Here is a 20421-nt window from a genome sequence, read left to right as displayed (position 1 = left end):
CGGGGGTGGACGGTCGGCGCTTCGGATCTGGGACTGCCGGCCGCCGATCCCGTTCGTTGGTCGCCGATCGGGCACACCGGAGACCGCGCGCCCATCCAGCGGGGGCCTGCCCCCGCCACCCCCATCAACGCAGATTACTCCGCGCGGTACTGCGCATCACCTGCGGAAAGGCGTGCGCCGCCCCGTAGACCAGGTACGCCTCCGGGGTCACCGGCCGCACCGGCTTGTTCTTCTGCACCGCGTCCAGGATGGCCTTGGCCACCTTCTCGGGGCCGTACCGGCGGAACGCGAAGCCCTTCTTGATCCGGGTGCGCAGGGCGTCGACCTCGGATTCGTGGCCGGGCAGGTCGAATTGGGTGCCGTCGATGATGTTGGTGTCCACCACGCCGGGGCACACGGTGGTCAGCCCGATGCCCGCGGGATCCAGTTCGGCGCGCAGGCAATCCGAGAACATGAACACCGCGGCCTTGCTGGTGGCGTACGCGTTCATCACCCGGGTCGGTGCGTAGGCCGCCATCGAGGAAACGTTGACGACGTGCCCGCCGGACCCGCGCTGCACCATCCGCGGCGCGAAGGCCCGGCAGCAGTTCACCACCCCGCCGAAATTGACGTTCAGCACCCGGTCGTACTGCTCTGGCGAGGTGTCCAGGAACATCCCGGCGTGACCGACCCCGGCGTTGTTCACCAGGATGTCGGGCACACCGTGGGTGTCACACACCTGCTCGGCGAACCGGTTCACCGCGTCCGCGTCGGCCACGTCGAGACGGTAGGCGTGCGCGCTGCCGCCCGCGGCGGTGATCTCCGCGACGGTGGCCGCGGCGGCATCTTCGTCGATGTCGCTGACCACCACTTCGGCGCCCTGTTCTGCGAACGCCACCGCGGTGGCGCGGCCGATGCCGCTGCCGGCGCCGGTCACCGACACCAACCGGTCCCCGAACGGCGCACGTTCCACACCGACCCGGGCCCGGGCGAGTTCGCGATGTGCGGGCGCCCCGGAGAGGTGATCGACGAGTTGGGTGACGGCGCGGGCCAGTGCGGCCGGATGCGACATCGGCGCCCAGTGCCCGGCGATCAGGTCACGACGCCACAGTTGCGGCACCCAGGATCCGATCTCGGCGAAGGCGTAGGACCGTACGTACGGATCGTTGGCATTGACGATCAGCTGCACCGGGACGTCGACACGGTGGTCGGCACGGGCGGTACCCAACCCGCGAAAGAAGTTGGCGCGGTACACCTTCATGCTGTTCGCGGCATCGCCGACGAAGGTTGCCGAATGGTGGATGGCCTCCGGCGCGATGCCGTCCTTGAGCAGCCGGCGCCGCATGTTGCCCCGGGCGAACGCGAACCGCACGGCCGCCGGCGCCAGCACCGGAGTGGAGAACGCCCCCATGTAGGACAGCCGGGCCAACTGGCTGAGTCCGCGGACGAACCGCCGCGGCCGGTACGGCCGCTTGAGGCCGTCGATGACGAAGCGGTTGAGGTGGTCACTGCTCGGGCCCGACACCGAGGTGAACGACGCTACGACGGACGTGGATTCGGGCCGCGCGAGGTACTCCCACACCCCGACCGAGCCCCAGTCGTGGGCGAGCACATGCACCGGCGCGTCCGGGCTGACGGCGCCGGCGACGGCCGCGAAGTCGTCGGCGAAGCGGGCCATCGTGTAGCTGGAGAAGTGTCTGGGCACCGCCGAGGCACCCACCCCGCGGTTGTCGTACCGGATGATCCGGAACCGGTCGGCGAGCAACGGGACCACGCCGTCCCACAGCACGTGAGAATCCGGCCAGCCGTGCACCAGCACCACCGTGGGTCCGTCCGGATTGCCCTCTTCGAAGACGGCGATCCGGGTGCCGTCGGCACTGTCGACGAACCGTTCGGCCCTGTCAGTCATGGCTATCCTTCGAGGTCTCTGCGCATGGCCCGGTCGCGCTCGATCCGGCGTCGGGAATCGTAGTCGCGCATCCGCTGCGGATAGCCCACCTTCTGCACGTCGTAGACGGGAACGTTGAGCTTCCCGCTCAGCTTCCGGGCCCCCGCGTGCCCACCGGTGCGCCGCCGGGTCCATTCGCCGTCGGCGGCCACCAGCACCACGGTCACCTCGGTGACGGTCGTCTGGGGTTCGACGAACGCCTCCACACCGGTGTGGGTGGCAACCCAGTTGCGGAGGTAGGTCAGATCGGCTGAAGCTTGTTCACGGTCCTGCGCGCGCGATCCGCCTCGCGGGCGCCGCCACCTGTCCAACAGTCCCAACTGCGGATACTCCTCTCGCATGCCTTCTTCGATGGTGCCAGAGCATGGAGTCGACGGTCCGTCACGAACGAGCACCGCGGACATGACAGGATAGAAGGGCAGACAGCAATCGATACGTGACGATGACTTTCGAGGAGTCAAAGCCCATGGCAATCTCCGTCCAGATGCCCGCACTCGGTGAGAGCGTCACCGAGGGGACCGTCACCAGATGGCTCAAACAAGAGGGCGACACCGTCGCCGTCGACGAACCCCTCCTTGAGGTCAGCACCGACAAGGTCGACACCGAGATCCCCTCGCCCGCCGCCGGTGTGCTCACCAAGATCATCGCGGCCGAGGACGACGTCGTCGAGATCGGCGGCGACCTCGCTTTGATCGGCGAAGAGGGCGAGTCCGCCCCGTCTGGTGACTCCACCCCCGCCGAGGAAGCTCAGCCCGAACCCGAGCCGGAACCCGAGCCCGCCGCCGAAGAGGCCGAACCCGAATCCCAGCCGGCCGAACCCGAGCCGGCCAAGCCCGCCGCCTCCGGCGGCGGCAAGTCCACCTCGGTGACGATGCCCGAGCTGGGCGAGTCGGTCACCGAGGGCACCGTCACCCGCTGGCTGAAGAAGGTCGGCGACACCATCGAGGTGGACGAGCCGCTGGTCGAGGTGTCCACCGACAAGGTCGACACCGAGATCCCGTCGCCGGTCGCCGGCACCCTGCTGTCGATCAGCGCCGAAGAGGATGACGTGGTCGCCGTGGGCGGCGAACTGGCCAAGATCGGCGACGCCGGTGCCGCATCCGAGCCCGAGCCCGAGCCCGAGCCGGAGCCCGAACCCGAACCGGAGCCCGAGCCCGAGCCGGCCCCCAAGGCCGAGGCCAAGCCGGAACCCAAGCCCGAGCCCAAGCCGGAACCCAAGCCCGAGCCCAAGCCGGAGCCGAAGTCCGAACCCACGCCGGCGGCCGCGAGTGCGCCGTCCGGTGATGGTTCGCCCTACGTGACCCCGCTGGTGCGCAAGCTCGCCTCCGAGAACGGCGTCGACCTGGCCTCGGTGAAGGGCACCGGCGTCGGCGGCCGCATCCGCAAGCAGGACGTGCTCGCCGCCGCCGAGTCCAAGAAGGCTCCCGAGGCCCCGGCCGCGGCTGCCCCCTCGGCACCGGCCGCCAAGGCTGCCGCCTCGTCGGCACCCACACCGGCGCTGGCCCACCTGCGCGGCACCACCCAGAAGGCCAACCGGATCCGGCAGATCACCGCCAAAAAGACCCGGGAGTCGCTGCAGACCACGGCGCAGCTCACCCAGGTGCACGAGGTGGACCTGACCAAGATCGTGTCGCTGCGCGCCAAGGCCAAGAAGAGCTTCGCCGAACGCGAAGGCGTCAATCTGACCTTCCTGCCGTTCTTCGCGGTCGCGGTGGTCGACGCACTCAAGGCGCACCCGAACATCAACGCCAGCTACGACGAGGACAGCAAGCAGATCACCTACTACGACGCCGAGCATCTGGGCTTCGCGGTGGATACCGAGCAGGGCCTGCTCTCCCCGGTCGTGCACAACGCCGGCGACCTGTCCCTGGGCGGCCTGGCCCGCGCGATCTCCGATATCGCCGCGCGCGCCCGGTCGGGCAACCTGAAGCCCGATGAGCTGTCCGGTGGCACCTTCACCATCACCAACATCGGCAGCCAGGGCGCGCTGTTCGACACCCCGATCCTGGTTCCGCCGCAGGCGGCGATGCTGGGCACCGGCGCCATCGTCAAGCGTCCCCGGGTGATCGTCGACGAGTTCGGCAACGAGTCGATCGGTGTGCGTTCGGTGGCCTACCTGCCGCTGACCTACGACCACCGCCTGATCGACGGCGCCGACGCCGGCCGTTTCCTCACCACCGTCAAGCGCCGGCTTGAGGAAGGCGCTTTCGAGGCCGACCTGGGGCTCTAACCGATGGCGGGGATGGTCGTCGCGATCGCGGGTTCCTCGGGTCTGATCGGATCGGCGCTGACGACGGCGTTGCGCACCGCCGATCACCGGGTGATCCGCCTCGTGCGCCGTCGCCCGTCCTCCGCCGAGGAGGTGTTCTGGAATCCGGACACCGGTGAGTTCGACGTCGGCGAGCTGGCCGGCGTCGACGCCGTGGTGAATCTGTGCGGCGTCGGTGTCGGATCCAAGCGGTGGTCCGGGGCGTTCAAGCAGAGCCTGCGCGACAGCAGGATCGGCCCCACCGAGGTGCTTGCCGGGGCGGTCGCCGACGCCGGTGTGCCGGTGCTGGTCAATGCGAGCGCCGTCGGCTACTACGGCGACACCCGTGATCGCGTGGTCGACGAAACCGCCTCGCGCGGAAGCGGTTTCCTGGCGCAGCTGTGTGCGGACTGGGAGGCTGCCACCGCGGCGGCAGACCAGGGCGGCGCGCGGGTGGTGCTGCTGCGCACCGGGCTCGTGCTGTCGCCCGGTGGCGGGATGCTCAGCCGGTTGCGCCCGCTGTTCGGGTTCGGCCTGGGGGCCCGGCTCGGCAATGGGCGGCAGTACTTTCCGTGGATCAGCCTCGACGACCAGATCCGGGCGATCCAGTTCCTCATCGACCGCCACGACGTGTCCGGTCCGGTCAATATGACCGGGCCGGCGCCGGTCACCAATGCCGAGTTCACCGCGGCGTTCGGCCGTGCGCTGAAACGCCCGACCCCGGTGAGCGTGCCGGGGTTCGCGCTGCGCGCGCTGCTCGGCGAGTTCGCCGACGAGGGCTTGCTGAGTGGGCAACGGGCCATCCCGGCCGTGCTGGAGCGGGCCGGCTTCGGGTTCCGGCACAAGACCGTCGGCGAGGCGCTCGCCTATGCCACCGCCGGCGCGCCCCCGGCGTAGCGTTGTCTTTCATGGATTCCATCCGGTCTTCCTCGGCGCCCCTGCAGGTCAAACTGCTGGGCACGGTCGACTATCGCGAGGCCTGGCAACTGCAGCGCGAGATCGCCGAGGAGCGGGTGTCCGGCGGCCCGGACACATTGCTGCTGCTCGAACACCCCCCGGTCTACACCGCCGGGAAACGCACCGAGGCGCACGAGCGCCCCACCGACGGCACTCCCGTGGTGGACACCGACCGCGGCGGCAAGATCACCTGGCACGGACCGGGACAGCTGGTCGGTTATCCGATCATCGGGCTGACCGAGCCGCTCGATGTGGTGAATTTCGTTCGGCGCCTTGAGGAAGCGCTCATCTCGGTGTGCGCGGGCTTCGGGGTGGAGTCGGGCCGGGTCGAGGGCAGGTCCGGGGTGTGGGTCCCGGGCGTTCGCACCCCCGCCAAGGTGGCCGCGATCGGCATCCGGGTGGCACGCGGGGTTACCCTGCACGGCTTCTCGCTGAACTGTGACTGCGACCTGGACGCGTTCGGCGGCATCATCCCGTGCGGCATCGCCGACGCCGGGGTCACCTCGCTGACCGCTGAATTGGGTCGACCCGTCGCAGTGAAAGATGTCACCACCGCGGTGGCCGATGCCGTCTCCGACGCCCTGGACGGACGCATCCGAGTAGCATTGTCCGAGTGACTGTCGTACCCGAAGGCCGTAAGCTCCTGCGCCTCGAGGTGCGCAACGCCGAGACCCCGATCGAGCGCAAGCCGCCGTGGATCAAGACCAAGCTGCGCACCGGTCCGGAGTACACCGAGCTGAAGAGTCTGGTCCGCCGCGAGGGTCTGCACACCGTCTGCGAAGAGGCCGGCTGCCCCAACATCTACGAATGCTGGGAGGACCGCGAGGCCACCTTCCTCATCGGCGGCGAGCAATGCACCCGGCGCTGCGACTTCTGCCAGATCGACACCGGCAAGCCCGCCGAGTTGGACCGCGACGAACCCCGCAGGGTCGCCGAGAGCGTGCAGGCGATGGGTCTGCGGTACTCCACCGTCACCGGCGTTGCCCGCGACGACCTGCCCGACGGCGGGGCCTGGCTGTACGCCGAGACGGTCCGCCAGATCCACGCGCTCAACCCGAACACCGGTGTCGAGTTGCTGGCCCCGGACTTCAACGGCAACCCTGAGCAGCTCACCGAGGTGTTCGAGTCCCGGCCGGAAGTGTTCGCGCACAACGTCGAAACCGTGCCGCGCATCTTCAAGCGGATCCGGCCCGCGTTCCGTTACCAGCGCAGCCTCGACGTCATCACCGCCGCGCGCGACTTCGGCCTGGTGACCAAGAGCAATCTGATCCTGGGGATGGGCGAGACCCCCGACGAGGTGCGCACCGCGCTGGTCGACCTGCACGAGGCCGGCTGCGACATCGTCACCATCACCCAGTACCTGCGTCCGTCACCGCGCCACCACCCGGTGGACCGCTGGGTGCACCCCGACGAGTTCGTCGAGTTCACGACGTTCGCGGAGGGGCTCGGTTTCGCCGGCGTGTTGGCCGGACCATTGGTGCGCTCGTCCTACCGCGCGGGCCGGCTCTACGAGCAGGCGGCACGGGTTCGGACGGCCGCGACTCCACCCGTATCCTGATGTGATGGCGAAACGTACTCCCGCCCAGACCAAGGCAGCCAAGGCCGAGGCCAAGGCCGCCCGCAAGGCGGCGTCCAAGCAGCGGCGCAGCCAGCTGTGGCAGGCATTCCAGATTCAGCGCAAAGAAGACAAGCGCCTGCTGCCGTACATGGTCGGGGCGTTCGTCGTGATCGTCGGGGCCTCGGTGGCGCTGGGCATCTTCGCCGGCGGGTTCACCACGTACTTGATGATCCCGCTCGGCGTCATCCTCGGCGCACTCGTCGCGTTCATCATCTTCGGCCGTCGCGCGCAGAAGTCGGTGTACAAGAAGGCCGACGGCCAGACGGGTGCGGCGGCGTGGGCGTTGGACAACCTGCGCGGCAAGTGGCGCGTCACCCCCGGCGTCGCGGCGACCGGACACTTTGACGCGGTGCACCGGGTGATCGGTCGGCCCGGCGTGCTCCTGGTCGGTGAGGGCGCACCTTCACGGGTGAAACCGCTGCTGGCTCAGGAGAAGAAGCGCGTCGCGCGCCTGGTCGGCGATGTCCCGATCTACGACATCGTCGTCGGTAACGGCGAGGGCGAGGTGCCCCTGGCCAAGCTGGAGCGCCACCTCAACAAGTTGCCCGCCAACATCTCGGTCAAGCAGATCGATTCGCTGGAGTCACGGCTGGTGGCGCTGGGTTCGAAGGTCGGCCCGGCGGCCATGCCCAAGGGCCCGATGCCCAACGGCGCCAAGATGCGCGGCGTGCAGCGCACCGTGCGGCGCAAGTAGCAACTGCCGTCCGCGCGACGGTGTGACTGTCGTTACCGTCCGCTCGCCGCGCGAGCGCTCATCGCCGCACCACGGCGGTCTTGGTGGCCAGGTCGTGCAGGCTGCGCTGGTCGCTGTCGGTGAACAGCGCCGGAATCACCAGCGCGGTCAGCAGGCCGCGGGCGATCGCCCGGCCCACTCCCACATGCCGGCGGTTGTCGACGGACACCACCATCAGTCCGAGCGCTGCCTGACCTGGTGTGAAGCCGAACATCCGCACCGACACCACACCCAGCACCAGCCAGATCACCAGCACCGCGGTGGACAGGGCCTGCAGAGACAGCAGGCCCATGCTCATTCCGAGGGCGGCCAGACCGTAGGAGATCAGCCAGTCGACCAGCAGCGCTGCGGTTCGTCGACCGAATCCGGCGATGGAACCCGGCCCGTATTGCGGAAAACCCAGTCGATGGCCCGGGTACTCGTTCGGCGGCTCCCCCGGCGCGCCCGAGCTTGAAGGTTCGGGTCCAGACAACCAGGATGAGAGATCACGGGCCATGCAGCCAAGCATAGAGCGAGGGCCATTGCGTAACTTCTACGCAACATCCGGTTGATGACCGTGCAACATCGTGTCCTTAGCGTCAACGCGCGGGTCACCAGAAAAGGAGAATTCGTAGTGGCAGAAAAGACCTCCGATGACATCTTCAAGCTGATCAAGGACGAAAACGTCGAGTACGTCGACATTCGGTTCTGCGATCTGCCCGGTGTCGTCCAGCACTTCTCGATCCCGGCATCGGCGTTCGACGAGAGCGTGTTCGAGGACGGGCTCGCCTTCGACGGCTCCTCAGTGCGCGGCTTCCAGTCGATCCACGAGTCCGACATGATGCTGCTGCCCGATCCCAACACGGCGCGCATCGATCCGTTCCGGGCGGCCAAGACGCTGAACCTGAACTTCTTCGTGCATGACCCGTTCACCCGCGAGGCGTACTCGCGCGACCCGCGCAACGTGGCCCGCAAGGCGGAGAACTACCTCGTCAGCACCGGCATCGCCGACACGTGCTACTTCGGCGCCGAGGCCGAGTTCTACATCTTCGACTCGGTGAGCTTCGACTCGAAGATGAACGGCACCTTCTACGAGGTGGACTCCGAGTCCGGCTGGTGGAACAGCGGCGAGCCCTACGAGGCCGACGGCTCACCCAACCGCGGCTACAAGGTCCGCCCCAAGGGTGGCTACTTCCCCGTCGCGCCCTACGACCACTACGTCGACCTGCGCGATGAGATGGCCACCAACCTGACCAACGCCGGGTTCATCCTGGAGCGCGGCCACCACGAGGTGGGTACCGCCGGGCAGGCCGAGATCAACTACAAGTTCGACACGCTGCTGGCCGCGGCCGACGATGTGCTGCTGTTCAAGTACATCATCAAGAACACGGCATGGCAGAACGGCAAGACCGTCACCTTCATGCCGAAGCCGCTGTTCGGCGACAACGGTTCGGGTATGCACGCCCACCAGTCGCTGTGGAAGGACGGCAAGCCGCTGTTCCACGACGAGTCCGGCTACGCGGGCCTGTCCGACATCGCCCGTCACTACATCGGCGGCATCCTGCACCACGCCCCGTCGCTGCTGGCGTTCACCAACCCGACGGTGAACTCCTACAAGCGTCTGGTGCCGGGCTACGAGGCCCCGATCAACCTGGTGTACAGCCAGCGCAACCGCTCGGCCTGTGTCCGTATCCCGATCACCGGCAACAACCCGAAGGCCAAGCGCCTCGAGTTCCGCTGCCCGGACAGCTCGGGTAACCCGTACCTGGCGTTCGCGGCGATGCTGATGGCCGGCATCGACGGCATCAAGAAGAAGATCGAGCCGCTGGCCCCGGTCGACAAGGACCTCTACGAGCTGCCGCCGGACGAGGCCGCCAACATCCCGCAGGCCCCGACCTCGCTGGCCGCGGTGATCGACCGCCTCGAAGAGGACCACGAGTACCTCACCGAGGGTGGCGTGTTCACCGAGGACCTCATCGAGACCTGGATCTCCTACAAGCGGGAGAACGAGATCATGCCGATCCAGATCCGGCCTCACCCGTACGAGTTCTCGCTCTACTACGACGTCTAGGTCGCCGTAGGTCGTTGAGCGCAAACATTGGAGGCCCCCGGTTCGCCGGGGGCCTCCTCTGTGTCGGTGTCAGTGGGTAGGGTCGAAAACCATGATCAACCTGTCCGCCCGCCTGGACGCGTTCGCACCGACGGTGCTGAGCCTGTTCCGTATCGTGTTCGGATTCTTGTTCGCCGCGTTCGGCACCTCGAAGATGTTCGGCTGGCCGATTGCGATGACGCAACCATTCGGCGCTTGGCCCGCCTGGTACGCGGGCCTGATCGAACTGGTCGCCGGCCTGCTGATCATGCTCGGGTTGTTCACCCGTGCAGCGGCTTTCATCGCCTCCGGCACGATGGCGGTGGCCTACTTCTGGCAGCACCAGCCGATGGGGCTGTGGCCCATCGTCCCGCCGGAATACGGCGGCAACGGCGGGTTGAGCCCGATCCTGTTCTGTTTCGCGTTCTTCCTGCTGGTCTTCGCCGGTCCGGGACCCTATTCGCTGGATCGGCTACGCACCCGCACCCCCGAGACTGGCAATTAAACGGACCGTAGTCCTACCATTGGGCATGGCCACGACAGATATCGACACCAAGCTCACGAAGTTCGCTCCCGTTGTGCTCTCGGTTTTTCGAATCGTGTTCGGACTCCTGTTCACCCTGCACGGCACCCAGAAGCTGTTCGGGTTCCCCAGCGCCGCGTCCAGCGGCACCGTCCCGTTCGGCACCTGGCCGTACTGGTATGCCGGTGTCCTTGAGGTGGCCCTGGGACTGCTGATCCTGGTCGGGCTGTTCACCCGCATCGCGGCGTTCATCGCCTCCGGCCAGATGGCCTACGCGTTCTTCAGCTCGCACTTCCCGAAGGCATTCTGGCCCATCGACAACGGCGGTGAACCCGCGGTGCTGTTCTGCTTCGGGTTCTTCCTGCTGGTGTTCACCGGCGGCGGTGCGATCGCCCTGGACAACGTGATACGGCGCAGGTCGGCCGCGCCGGCGGTCTGACTCAGCCGGCTTCGCGCGCCCACGCCGGCGCGATGAAGATCCCCTCGGCTTCCACGGTCACGCCTTCGTCGTCCAGGATCTGGCCGCGGGCAAAGGCTTTGATGCCCTCGGTTCGTTCCACCCAGGCCTCGGCGCGCAGCGGCCCGAGCGGAGTGGCGCGCAGATATTTCAGCGTGAGCGTGCCGGTGAACCGCGGCTGGCGCAGTCCGTCACTGGCCACCTCACCGAGGATGTGGTCGAGCACCAGCGCGCAGATGCCACCGTGCACCCGTCCGGGTGGGCCCTCATAGGGTGCGCCGAGACTGAATTCGGTCCGGCAGCGGCCTGATTCGGTGTGCTCGACCGTCAACGGGGGCGCGATCGCGTTCCGCAACCCGATCACCGGATCGGCCAGGACCACCGGCCGCCCGGTCTCCGCGTGACGCATGGTCCGGGGCCCGTCGTGACGCTGTTGCTCCAGCGTCTCCGCGACCGCCTCCAGGGCGAGCTGTGCCTGCCGGATGGTCGCACTGTCGGCGCCGGTGCTGATGCTGGCCTCGACCAACCGGCGCACCGCCGCCGTCAGGGGCCCGTGCAGTGCCAGCTGACGGTCGTGTTCGTCGGCCGTGATCTCGGTGAACATCATCTGGTTCTATCAGGCGGCCGCGCCACCCCTGAACGCGCCCATCGGCGACGGTCGAGGGCACTTTTGTGGTGTACTTCCAGCAAAGCCGCCGCTGCCCCGACTCGGCCGGCGTCGAGACGGAGGCATTGGTCGTGAAGGACTCGATCACAGCGGGTGACGCGCGCTATGTGGGCCGCGTGGGCGCGCTCGCGGTGGCGCTGGGAATCGGGTTGGGCATCGGTTCCGGCGTCGTGCTGCCGACACCGACGGCATGGGCCGATCCGGACACCGGGGGCTCCGAGACCAGCCAGTCCGACAGCACATCCGGCTCCAGCGGTACCGACACCGCGGGCACCGAAACGGCCGGCACCGAATCGGGCGGGCACAACCCAGATACCGAGCCCGGCGCGAGCACCGCCGCGGCGGAGGCGGCCGTGCCGGACAGCATCGTCGAAGACGCCGCCGAGGTGACCGACCCCGACCCTGTCCCGGCCCGGACGATCAGCCCGAAGAAGAAGCCGCGCACCGCCATCACCGCTCGATCCGCCCGGACCGCGGCGGCGCCGTCGCGGACGACACGGCACGACGACGACGCCGAGCAGCCCGCGACGACGATCCAGCGCGCCACCGCCGCCGAATCGCCCGATAAGGTCTCGGCCCCGGTGGTCACCGCCTCCACATCGGCGGCCGCACTGAACGATGCTGTCCCCCGGGCTGTTCCGCAGCTTTCGCTGCCCACCCCGGCGCAGGTCGTCACCACTGTGCTGTCGGCGCTGACCGCGCCGTTTCACGGCAGCAAGCCCGGCACCCCCGTCGAGTTCCCGGGCCTGTGGGTGATGCTGGCGGCCGCCCGGCGCCAACTCGATCCCAGCCCGGCCGTCACCGCGGCATCGGCCCCGGCCGTCATGGCCGTCGCCGCAGCCGTCAACGGGCAGCCGATCATCGGCGAACCGGTTCTCGGCGAACCCGATCCGACCACCGGCGCCGTCGCCGGACGCGTGGTGGCCACCGATCCCGAGGGTGCCAGACTCAGCTACGCCCTGCTCACCCGCCCCACCGAAGGCACCCTGACCTTCACCTCCGCCGGGGTGTTCACCTACACCCCCACCGCCGCGCAACGCATCCGCGCCTGGCTGGGACCGGTGGACGACGCCGTGTTCACGCTGACCGTGTCCGACGGCACAACCGCCAAAGTCACCACCGCGGTGGCCATCCCGATCAGTCCCACCCCCGTCCACCTCCTGGCCCCGGTGACCGCGGCCGGCAACCCGACCGCGGTCGCGGCCACCAACAGCCGTGCCTACCTGGTCGATTCGACCGCGGGCACGGTGACGGTGGTCAACACCCTCGACGGCACGGTGCTCTCGACCATTCCGGTGGGACGCAACCCGGTTTCGGTGGTGGTCAAGGCCGACGGCAAGGCCGTGTACGTCGCGAACGCCGACGACCGTTCGATCTCGGTGATCGACACCGCCACCAACACCGTGAAACGACAGGTCACGCTCAGCTTCACACCCACCACCCTGGCCATCACCCCGTCCGGTTCGACGGTGTACATCGGCAATGCGACCGGCAAGATGGCCAAGCTGAGCACCTCCACCAACCGCGTCGCCGGCTGGGTCGGCAACACCACCGGCGCCACCTCGGTCATCGTCAGCCCGAACGGCAAACGGGTGTACGTGACGACACCGAACGGCATCACCGTCTACACCACCTCGTCGTGGACGAATGCCGCGAAAACCGTTGCCGGTACCGCGGGTTCGTCGGTGCTGGCGGTCAGCCGGGACAGCGCATCGGTCTATACCGTGACCGGCGGCACCGACGTCACGGTGCGCACGGCCACCGGCGCCGCGACCGGCTCCCAGTTCACCGTCGCCGCGCCGGTCACCGCCGGCAGCACCAACGTGGACGGAACCCTGCTGTTCCTGGCGTCCGCGGACGGCGGTTTCACCGTCTACGGCACCGCGACCCGCACCCGGCTGCGCACGCTGGACATCGGCAGCAGCGCCGGCATGATCGCGGCGAGCCCGGACGGGATGGAGCTCTACGTCACCGACCCGGCCGGCGGCGCGCTGCGCGTGGTGTCCCTGGTCCCGCCCAATCTGCGTCCGGAGGTGGTGGCGCCGACCGGCACCGGCGACGCGGTCACCGGCCGGGTGACCGGTTCCACCGGCGTCACCGACGGCGACGGCGACCCGTTGAAGATCACCGTGCTCACCAAACCGACCAAGGGCACCATCACCTTCGGCGCCGACGGCAGCTTCAGCTACACCCCCACCGCGACCGCCCGGCACAAGGCCGCCGCGGACATCGCGCCACTGTCCGCCCTGACCGATACGGTCACCATCACCGTCGACGACGGCCGCCGCGGCGTTGTCCAGCAGACCATCACCATCGCGGTGGTGCCGGCCAACATCGATCCCACCGTGAAAGTGGCCGTCGGAACGCCCAATTCGAGCACCGGCGTGATCACCGGTTCGGTGAAGGCCACCGACGCCAACGGCGACCGCATCTTCTACGACGGCACCACCGCCACCATGACCGGCACGCTCGTGGTCGGCGGTGACGGTCGGTTCACCTTCACCCCGACCGTCACCGCCCGCCATGCCGCAGCCGGGACCGACCCGGCGGCGGTGCGGATCGCGCACTACACCATCACCGTCGACGACGGGCACGGCGGCGTCGTCGAGGTGCCACTCGCACTCCCGATCAGCCCCCGTAACACCGCGCCCACCGCGCCCACCATCACCGGGCTGAACACCGACGCCGCCACCGGGCGGGTGACCGGGACACTCACCGTCACCGACGCCGACCGGGATGCGCTGACGTTCACCGTGCCCACACCGCCGTCCCGCGGCACGGTGGTGGTGAACGCCGACGGCACATTCAGTTACACCCCCACCGCCGCCGCACGCGCCGGCGGCGCCGGCACCGACTCGTTCCAGGTGACCGTCGACGACGGGCACGGTGGCACCCGGATGCTGACCGTCGCGGTCAGCATCGCCGCCTCCACACCGGGCAATGACCTGCCCGTGCTCGGCGCGGTCGCCTACTCCGTACACGCGGTCACCGGCGTGGTCACCGGCCAGGTGCACGTCACCGATGCGTCGCCGCTGAGCTATCTACTCGCCTCGGTCGCCCCCACCACCGGGGTGCTGAGCATCGACCGGTCCACCGGTGAATTCACCTTCACCCCGACCGCCGCGGCGCGCTACCGGGCGTACTTCACCCCCGGCGAGGACCAGCTGACGTTCACGGTGTCGGCCCTCGACGGCCAGGACGGCATCCCGGTGGACGTCAGCGTCCCGATCACCGCGGTGCACCCCGACGTCGACGGCACGCTCACCCTCGCCGAGTTGAAGAACCTGGCGCTGACCGGCTACGTCGACATCGCCAAGAACCCGAACGGCAAGGTGCGGGCGATCGACGGCACCTTCACCCTCGACACCGTGACCGGCGCGGCCTCGGCCGCGGCCCTGCTGAACCGGATGTCCACCCACCTGGGGATCCCCGCCGGGTTCGCCGACGCCGCGGACGTCACGGTGTCCACCAACGCATTCGGCTCCGTGTACTACCGGCTGCGCCCGACGGTCAACGGCCTGCCGGTGATGGGCGGCGAGGTGGTGCTGACCACCGACAGCACCGGCACGGTGACCAGCCTGATCAGCAGCTACGATCCGGCCGTCAGCAGCGTGTCCACCGTCCCCACCGGAACGGTGGACCGGGTGTCCAAGGTCATCGACCTGGTCAAGGCGGACCTGCTGTCCGACTTCGGTGGGCGCCCCAGCCAGGCGACCAAGGACGCGTTCCTGGCGACACTGAGCTTCGACACCGATCTGGTGATCTACAACGAAGATCTCAACAACCCACCCCAGCTGGCCTGGCGGGTGGTCGTCACCTCGGCGGCCGACAGCATCTACCCCTCGGTGGGGACCCGCTACTTCATCGCCGCCAACGGCCCGAAACCCGGCACCATCATCAACGAGTTCTCCACCGCCCAGCATGCACTCGCACCGGTACGGTCCTCCGGCACAGATCAATTGGGCAAGGTGCGGACCGTCGCCGCGGCCAACACCGGCACCTCGATCGTGCTGACCGACGCGGTCCGCAACATCAGCACCTACGCCACCACCTATCAGAGCGCCTGGTCCGGATTGCCCAGCATCCCGGGCACCGCGGTCGGTTACACGACGAGCTGGCTGAGGTCGGCGGTCTCCGCGCAGGCCAACATGATCCGGGTCCACGACTACTACTCGACGGTGCTGGGCCGGGATTCCTTCGACGACAACCACGCACCCGTGATGATGAGCATCGACTACAACCCCGGCGGAAGTTCGGCGACCGGTTGGCGCAATGCCGCCTGGTCCGGTTCGGTCCTGGTGTTCGGTGATGCCGGAAACACCCAGGCGGCACTGGATCTGGTGGCACATGAGTACACCCATGCCGTCATCCAGTACGTCAACGGTCTTGCCTACCTCGGCGAATCGGGCGCCCTCAACGAGTCCTACGCCGACATCATGGGTGCGCTCATCGAGAACAAGACCGGTGCGGCCCGCTGGCTGTTCGCCGAGGACGCGTCCGGAAACCCGTTCCGCAACATGGAAGACCCGTCGGATTACCGCCAGCCCGAGAACTACAGCGGACGCTACGTGGACAACTGCGGCTGCAACACCAACGACGACTTCGACTATGTGCACAGCAACAGCGGCATCGCGAACTTCGCCGCCTACAAGATGATGGAAGCGACCAAGGACGAGCTGTCCGGGGAGCAGTGGGCGCGGGTGTTCTACGACTCGCTGTACCGACTGCCCTCGACGGCGAAGTTCGTCGACGCCAGGTACGCGATCGTCAGCGCGGCCCGGGCCAACGGGTTCACCGACAGCCAGATCAGCGCCATCAAGGCCGCGTTCGACTCGGTCGGCGTCCGGGACAACCGGCTGATCTAGGCCGGCGGGCTAAGCCCCGAATACGTTGCGCACCACGGCTTTCGCCCGGCGCGTGACCCTCAGGTAGTTGTCCAGGAACTCCCCGCCGTCCCCGCCCGGCCAGCCCGCCGCCGCGGCGACGGCATTGAGTTGCCGTCCCGGCCCGGGCAGCTGGTCGGTGGGTTTGCCCCGCACCAGTACCAGCGCGTTGCGGGCCCGGGTGGCGGTCAGCCACGCGTCGCGCAGCTGTGCCACGTCCCCCTCAGCGAGCAACTCGGCAGCACCGATCGCGTCCAGCGTCTGCAGCGTCGAGGTGTTGTGCAGCGCCGGGATCTCATGCCCGTACCGCAACTGCAACAGCTGCACGGTCCACTCCACATCGGCCAGCCCGCCACGGCCCAGCTTGGTGTGCGTGTTGGGGTCCGCACCGCGCGGCAACCGCTCGGCATCCACCCGGGCCTTCACCCGCCGGATCTCCTGCACCGCTTCGGCAGACACCCCACCCGCGGGGTAACGGGTCTTGTCGATCATCAACAGGAACCGCTCGCCGAGCTCGACGTCGCCGGCCACCCGGTGCGCCCGCAGCAACGCCTGAATCTCCCAGGGCTGCGCCCACTGCGCGTAATAGGCCTCATACGAGGACAACGTCCGCACCAACGGCCCGTTGCGACCCTCCGGGCGCAGCCCGATGTCCACCTCCAGCGGCGGGTCGGCGCTGGGCGTGCCGAGCAGGGAGCGCACCTGTTCGGCGACGGTGGTCGCCCACTTCACCGCAACCGTCTCTTCCACACCGGAATTCGGCTCACACACGAACATCACGTCGGCGTCCGACCCGTAGCCGAGTTCGCCGCCACCGAGCCGGCCCATGCCGATCACCGCGATCCGGGCCGGCGGCCCGCCCTTGGGCGCCCTGTCCCGCATCACCACGTCGAGGGCGGCCTGCAGCACCGCCACCCAGATGGAGGTCAGCGCGCTGCACACGTCGGTCACCTCCATCATGCCGAGCAGGTCCGCCGAGGCGACCCGGGCCAGTTCCCGGCGCCGCAACGTGCGGGCCGCGGCGATGGCGCGCGCCGGATCCCGGTGCCGCCCTGCGGATGCCACCAACGCGCGGCCCACCGTATCCGGGTCCACCTCAGTCAGCTTCGGACCCTGCGGACCGTCGGCGTACAGCTGGATCACGTCGGGCGCGCGCATCAGCAGGTCCGGCACATAGGCCGAGATGCCCAGCACCCGCATCAGTCGTTTGGCGACCGCACCCTCGTCGCGCAACGTGGCCAGGTACCAGCGCAGGTCACCGAGCTCCTCGGAGATCCGCCGGTAGGACAGCAGCCCGGCATCGGGATCGGGGGTGTCGGAGAGCCAGTCCAGCAGGGTGGGCAGCAGAATCTTCTGGATCTGGCCGCGCCGGCCGCCCTCGCCGGTCAGTGCGGCCAGATGCGTCAGCGCGCTCTGCGGACCCTCGTAGCCGAGAGCGGCCAACTGACGTTCGGCTGCCTCGGTGCTCATCGAGTCGAACCCTTGCTTGCCAACCGATTCCAGCAGCGGCTGGTAGAAGAGCTTGGCATGCAGCCTGGACACCCGCATGCTCTGGCGCTTGAGTTCCTGGCGCAGCACACCGAGGGCGTCGTGCTGGCCGTCGGGGCGCATGTGCGCCGCGCGGGCCAGCCAGCGCATCCCCTCGTCGTCGTCGGACTCGGGCAGCATGTGGGTGCGCTTGAGTCGCTGCAGCTGCAGCCGGTGCTCCAGCAGACGCAGGAACTCATATGAGGCAGTCAGGTTCGCGGCGTCGTCGCGGCCGACGTAGCCGCCGGCACTCAGCGCGGCCAGCGCGTCCACGGTGGAGGCCACGTGCAGCGCGTCGTCGTTGCGGCCGTGCACCAATTGCAGGAGCTGCACCGCGAATTCGACGTCGCGTAGCCCGCCGGTGCCCAGTTTGATCTCCCGGTCCCGCACACCGGCCGGTACCAGTTCCTCCACCCGGCGGCGCATGGCCTGCACCTCGACGACGAAATCCTCACGCTCACAAGCGGTCCAGACCATCGGCATCAGCGCCTCGATGTAGCGGGCCCCGAGCTCGGGATCACCCGCGGCCGGCCGTGCCTTGAGCAGCGCCTGGAACTCCCAGGTCTTGGCCCACCGCTCGTAGTAGGCCACGTGCGATTCCAGCGTGCGCACGAGCTGGCCCTGTTTGCCTTCGGGCCGCAGCGCCGCGTCCACCTCGAAGAAGGTGTCCGCCGCGAACCGCATGAGCTCCCCGGCCACCCGGGTGCTGATCGCGTCCGCGTTCTCCACCACGAAGATGACGTCGACGTCACTGACGTAATTCAGTTCGCGGGCACCACATTTGCCCATCGCGATGATCGCGATCACCGGGGCCGGGGTGTCCTCGCCGCATACCGTGTGCACCGCCACGGTCAGCGCCGCCGCCAGTGCGGCATCGGCCAGGTCCGACAGGTGCGCGCCGACCGTGCTGAACTGCAGGACCGGTTCGTTCTCGACGGTCGGGGCCAGGTCGAGCCCGGCCAGCACCAGCAGGCGGTCCCGGTACAGGGTCTGCAACGCCAGGGAGGCCGACCGGCTGTCGGTGGCATTCTCGATGGCCTTCTCGGCCTCGGCGACGAAGGTCCGGCGTAACTCGTCGACGCCGGGCAACGACACCGGGCCACTCAGCAACCGCCAGGACTGCGGGCGGGCCGCCAGGTGGTCCCCGAGCGCCAGCGAGCCGCCCAGCACCGAGAAGAGCCGTCCGCGCAGCGCCTTGTCGGTCAGCAGCGCCCGGTTGAGTTCGGCCCAGTCCGGGCCGAGTTCGTCGGCCAGTCGCACCATCGCCTTCAGCGCGGCGTCGGCGTCGGGCGCCCGGGACAACGACCACAACAGTTCGACGTAGTCGTCGGTGTTCCACCCGAGCCGGTCCAGGTCGTCACGCGCGGTCAGCTCGACCAGGCCGAGCCGTCCCACGCCGGGCAGTTTGGGTCGCTGCGTCGCGGGTTTGGCCACGTTGACGACGTTACCCGGGAGGGGTGCGGACTAGAGCGACAGGTAGTGCTTGAGCTCGAACGGGGTGACGGTGCTGCGGTAGTCCTCCCACTCGGCCCGCTTGTTGCGCAGGAAGTAGTCGAACACGTGCTCCCCCAACGCTTCCGCGACCAGTTCGGAGTTCTCCATCTCCGAGAGCGCCACGCCCAGGCTGCTGGGCAGCTCCTTGTACCCCATCGCGCGCCGTTCCTCGGGGGTCAGGCTCCACACATTGTCCTCGGCCTGCGGCCCCAGCACGTAATTCTTCTCGATGCCACGCAGGCCGGCGGCCAGCAGCACCGCGAAGGCCAGGTACGGGTTGCAGGCCGAGTCGGGGCTGCGCACCTCGACCCGCCGCGAGGACGCCTTGTGCGGGGTGTACATCGGCACCCGCACCAGGGCGGAGCGGTTGGCCGCACCCCAGGACGCGGCCGTCGGCGCCTCGCCGCCGTGCACCAGCCGCTTGTACGAGTTCACCCACTGGTTGGTGACGGCACTGATCTCACTGGCGTGCTCCAGGATGCCCGCGATGAAGGACTTGGCCACGTCCGACAGCTGCAGCGGATCGTCGGGGCTGTGGAAGGCGTTGGTGTCACCCTCGAACAGGCTCATGTGGGTGTGCATGGCCGAGCCGGGGTATTCACCGAACGGCTTGGGCATGAACGAGGCCCGCACGCCGTCGGCCAGCGCGACCTCCTTGACGACGTACCGGAAGGTCATCACGTTGTCGGCCATCGACAGCGCGTCGGCGTAGCGCAGGTCGATCTCCTGCTGACCGGGCGCACCCTCGTGGTGGCTGAACTCCACCGAGATGCCCATCTGCTCCAGCGCGTCGATGGCGTGCCGACGGAAGTTGGGCGCCGAATCGTGCACGGCCTGGTCGAAGTAGCCGCCGTTGTCGGCCGGCACCGGCACGGTGCCGTCGGTGGGGCCGGGCTTGAGCAGGAAGAACTCGATCTCCGGGTGCACGTAGCAGGAGAAGCCGAGGTCACTGGCCTTGGCCAGCTGGCGCCGCAGCACATGCCGGGAGTCCGCCCAGGACGGCGAGCCGTCGGGCATGGTGATATCGCAGAACATCCGCGCCGAGTAGTGCTGTCCGCTGCCGTCGGTCCACGGCAGCACCTGGAAGGTGGACGGATCGGGACGGGCCACCGTGTCGGATTCGGACACCCGGGCAAAGCCTTCGATGGACGAACCATCGAAACCGATGCCCTCTTCGAAGGCTCCTTCGAGTTCTGCGGGCGCGATCGCCACCGACTTGAGGTAGCCGAGCACGTCGGTGAACCACAACCGGACGAAACGGATATCGCGTTCCTCCAGCGTGCGCAGCACAAATTCCTTCTGGCGGTCCATGCTGGAAG

The 20421-nt window shown here is 68.6% G+C and carries 15 protein-coding genes; 9 read left to right on the top strand and 6 right to left on the bottom strand.

Annotated elements, in window-relative coordinates; all coding sequences use genetic code 11:
• Positions 1 to 124: 124 nt before the first annotated feature.
• Positions 125 to 1888 carry an SDR family oxidoreductase gene (locus tag V4U86_RS10105; RefSeq protein ID WP_395311100.1) on the bottom strand — a complete coding sequence of 588 codons (1764 nt, stop codon included), beginning with the start codon at positions 1886 to 1888 and terminating at the stop codon, positions 125 to 127.
• Between the two features lie 2 nt (positions 1889 to 1890).
• Positions 1891 to 2247 carry an oxidoreductase gene (locus V4U86_RS10100; protein WP_395311986.1) on the bottom strand — a complete coding sequence of 119 codons (357 nt, stop codon included), beginning with the start codon at positions 2245 to 2247 and terminating at the stop codon, positions 1891 to 1893.
• A gap of 146 nt (positions 2248 to 2393) precedes the next feature.
• Here V4U86_RS10100 and sucB point away from each other — a divergent pair, with 146 nt between their 5' ends.
• From sucB to V4U86_RS10075, 5 genes are read left to right on the top strand one after another with little or no spacing between them, the layout of a single operon-like run.
• Positions 2394 to 4157: a 2-oxoglutarate dehydrogenase, E2 component, dihydrolipoamide succinyltransferase gene (gene sucB, locus V4U86_RS10095; RefSeq protein ID WP_395311099.1), complete on the top strand. Its 1764-nt coding sequence runs from the start codon at positions 2394 to 2396 to the stop codon at positions 4155 to 4157.
• 3 nt (positions 4158 to 4160) lie between these two features.
• Positions 4161 to 5072, top strand: coding sequence for a TIGR01777 family oxidoreductase (locus V4U86_RS10090; protein WP_395311098.1), 912 nt, complete (start codon positions 4161 to 4163; stop codon positions 5070 to 5072).
• A gap of 11 nt (positions 5073 to 5083) precedes the next feature.
• Positions 5084 to 5749 carry a lipoyl(octanoyl) transferase LipB gene (gene lipB, locus V4U86_RS10085; protein ID WP_395311097.1) on the top strand — a complete coding sequence of 222 codons (666 nt, stop codon included), beginning with the start codon at positions 5084 to 5086 and terminating at the stop codon, positions 5747 to 5749.
• The gene (gene lipA / locus V4U86_RS10080) at positions 5746 to 6690 is read left to right on the top strand and encodes a lipoyl synthase (RefSeq protein WP_395311096.1); all 945 of its coding nucleotides are present in this window, start codon (positions 5746 to 5748) and stop codon (positions 6688 to 6690) included. Before lipB ends, lipA begins: the two co-directional genes overlap by 4 nt.
• Before the next feature lie 4 nt (positions 6691 to 6694).
• Positions 6695 to 7444, top strand: a complete 750-nt coding sequence (locus tag V4U86_RS10075; protein WP_395311095.1) for a DUF4191 domain-containing protein — start codon at positions 6695 to 6697, stop codon at positions 7442 to 7444.
• A gap of 58 nt (positions 7445 to 7502) precedes the next feature.
• Here V4U86_RS10075 and V4U86_RS10070 read toward each other — a convergent pair whose 3' ends face one another.
• On the bottom strand, positions 7503 to 7979 hold the full coding sequence (locus tag V4U86_RS10070; protein WP_395311094.1) for an RDD family protein: 477 nt from the start codon (positions 7977 to 7979) through the stop codon (positions 7503 to 7505).
• A gap of 117 nt (positions 7980 to 8096) precedes the next feature.
• On the opposite strand from V4U86_RS10070, the gene glnA (V4U86_RS10065) reads away from it, so the two are divergent.
• The 3 genes from glnA (V4U86_RS10065) to V4U86_RS10055 all read left to right on the top strand — a co-directional run bounded on the left by glnA (V4U86_RS10065) (position 8097) and on the right by V4U86_RS10055 (position 10513).
• Positions 8097 to 9533: a type I glutamate--ammonia ligase gene (gene glnA, locus V4U86_RS10065; RefSeq protein WP_395311093.1), complete on the top strand. Its 1437-nt coding sequence runs from the start codon at positions 8097 to 8099 to the stop codon at positions 9531 to 9533.
• Between the two features lie 91 nt (positions 9534 to 9624).
• Entirely contained in the window at positions 9625 to 10056 is a 432-nt protein-coding gene (locus tag V4U86_RS10060) for a DoxX family protein (protein ID WP_395311092.1), read from the top strand.
• A gap of 25 nt (positions 10057 to 10081) precedes the next feature.
• Positions 10082 to 10513: a DoxX family protein gene (locus V4U86_RS10055; protein ID WP_395311091.1), complete on the top strand. Its 432-nt coding sequence runs from the start codon at positions 10082 to 10084 to the stop codon at positions 10511 to 10513.
• A 1-nt stretch (position 10514) separates the two neighbouring features.
• Here the strand turns inward: V4U86_RS10055 and V4U86_RS10050 are convergent, their stop codons facing one another.
• Entirely contained in the window at positions 10515 to 11135 is a 621-nt protein-coding gene (locus V4U86_RS10050) for a PaaI family thioesterase (RefSeq protein WP_395311090.1), read from the bottom strand.
• A gap of 134 nt (positions 11136 to 11269) precedes the next feature.
• Between V4U86_RS10050 and V4U86_RS10045 the strand changes: the two genes are divergently transcribed.
• Positions 11270 to 16063: an Ig-like domain-containing protein gene (locus V4U86_RS10045; RefSeq protein WP_395311089.1), complete on the top strand. Its 4794-nt coding sequence runs from the start codon at positions 11270 to 11272 to the stop codon at positions 16061 to 16063.
• Between the two features lie 9 nt (positions 16064 to 16072).
• Here the strand turns inward: V4U86_RS10045 and V4U86_RS10040 are convergent, their stop codons facing one another.
• Both V4U86_RS10040 and glnA (V4U86_RS10035) read right to left on the bottom strand, forming a co-directional pair.
• Complete coding sequence (locus V4U86_RS10040) at positions 16073 to 19042, bottom strand: bifunctional [glutamine synthetase] adenylyltransferase/[glutamine synthetase]-adenylyl-L-tyrosine phosphorylase (protein WP_395311088.1); 2970 nt, start codon at positions 19040 to 19042, stop codon at positions 16073 to 16075.
• Positions 19043 to 19072: 30 nt separating this feature from the next.
• A complete protein-coding gene (gene glnA / locus V4U86_RS10035) occupies positions 19073 to 20413 on the bottom strand; it encodes a type I glutamate--ammonia ligase (protein ID WP_395311087.1) in 1341 nt (446 codons plus the stop codon).
• Positions 20414 to 20421: the final 8 nt, after the last annotated feature.

Origin of the sequence: Mycobacterium sp. AMU20-3851 (genome assembly GCF_043974665.1) — a bacterium.
Lineage (GTDB): Bacteria > Actinomycetota > Actinomycetes > Mycobacteriales > Mycobacteriaceae > Mycobacterium.
The sequence above is the reverse complement of the archived record's forward strand: the minus strand, read 5'-3'. Positions and strand labels throughout refer to the sequence as shown.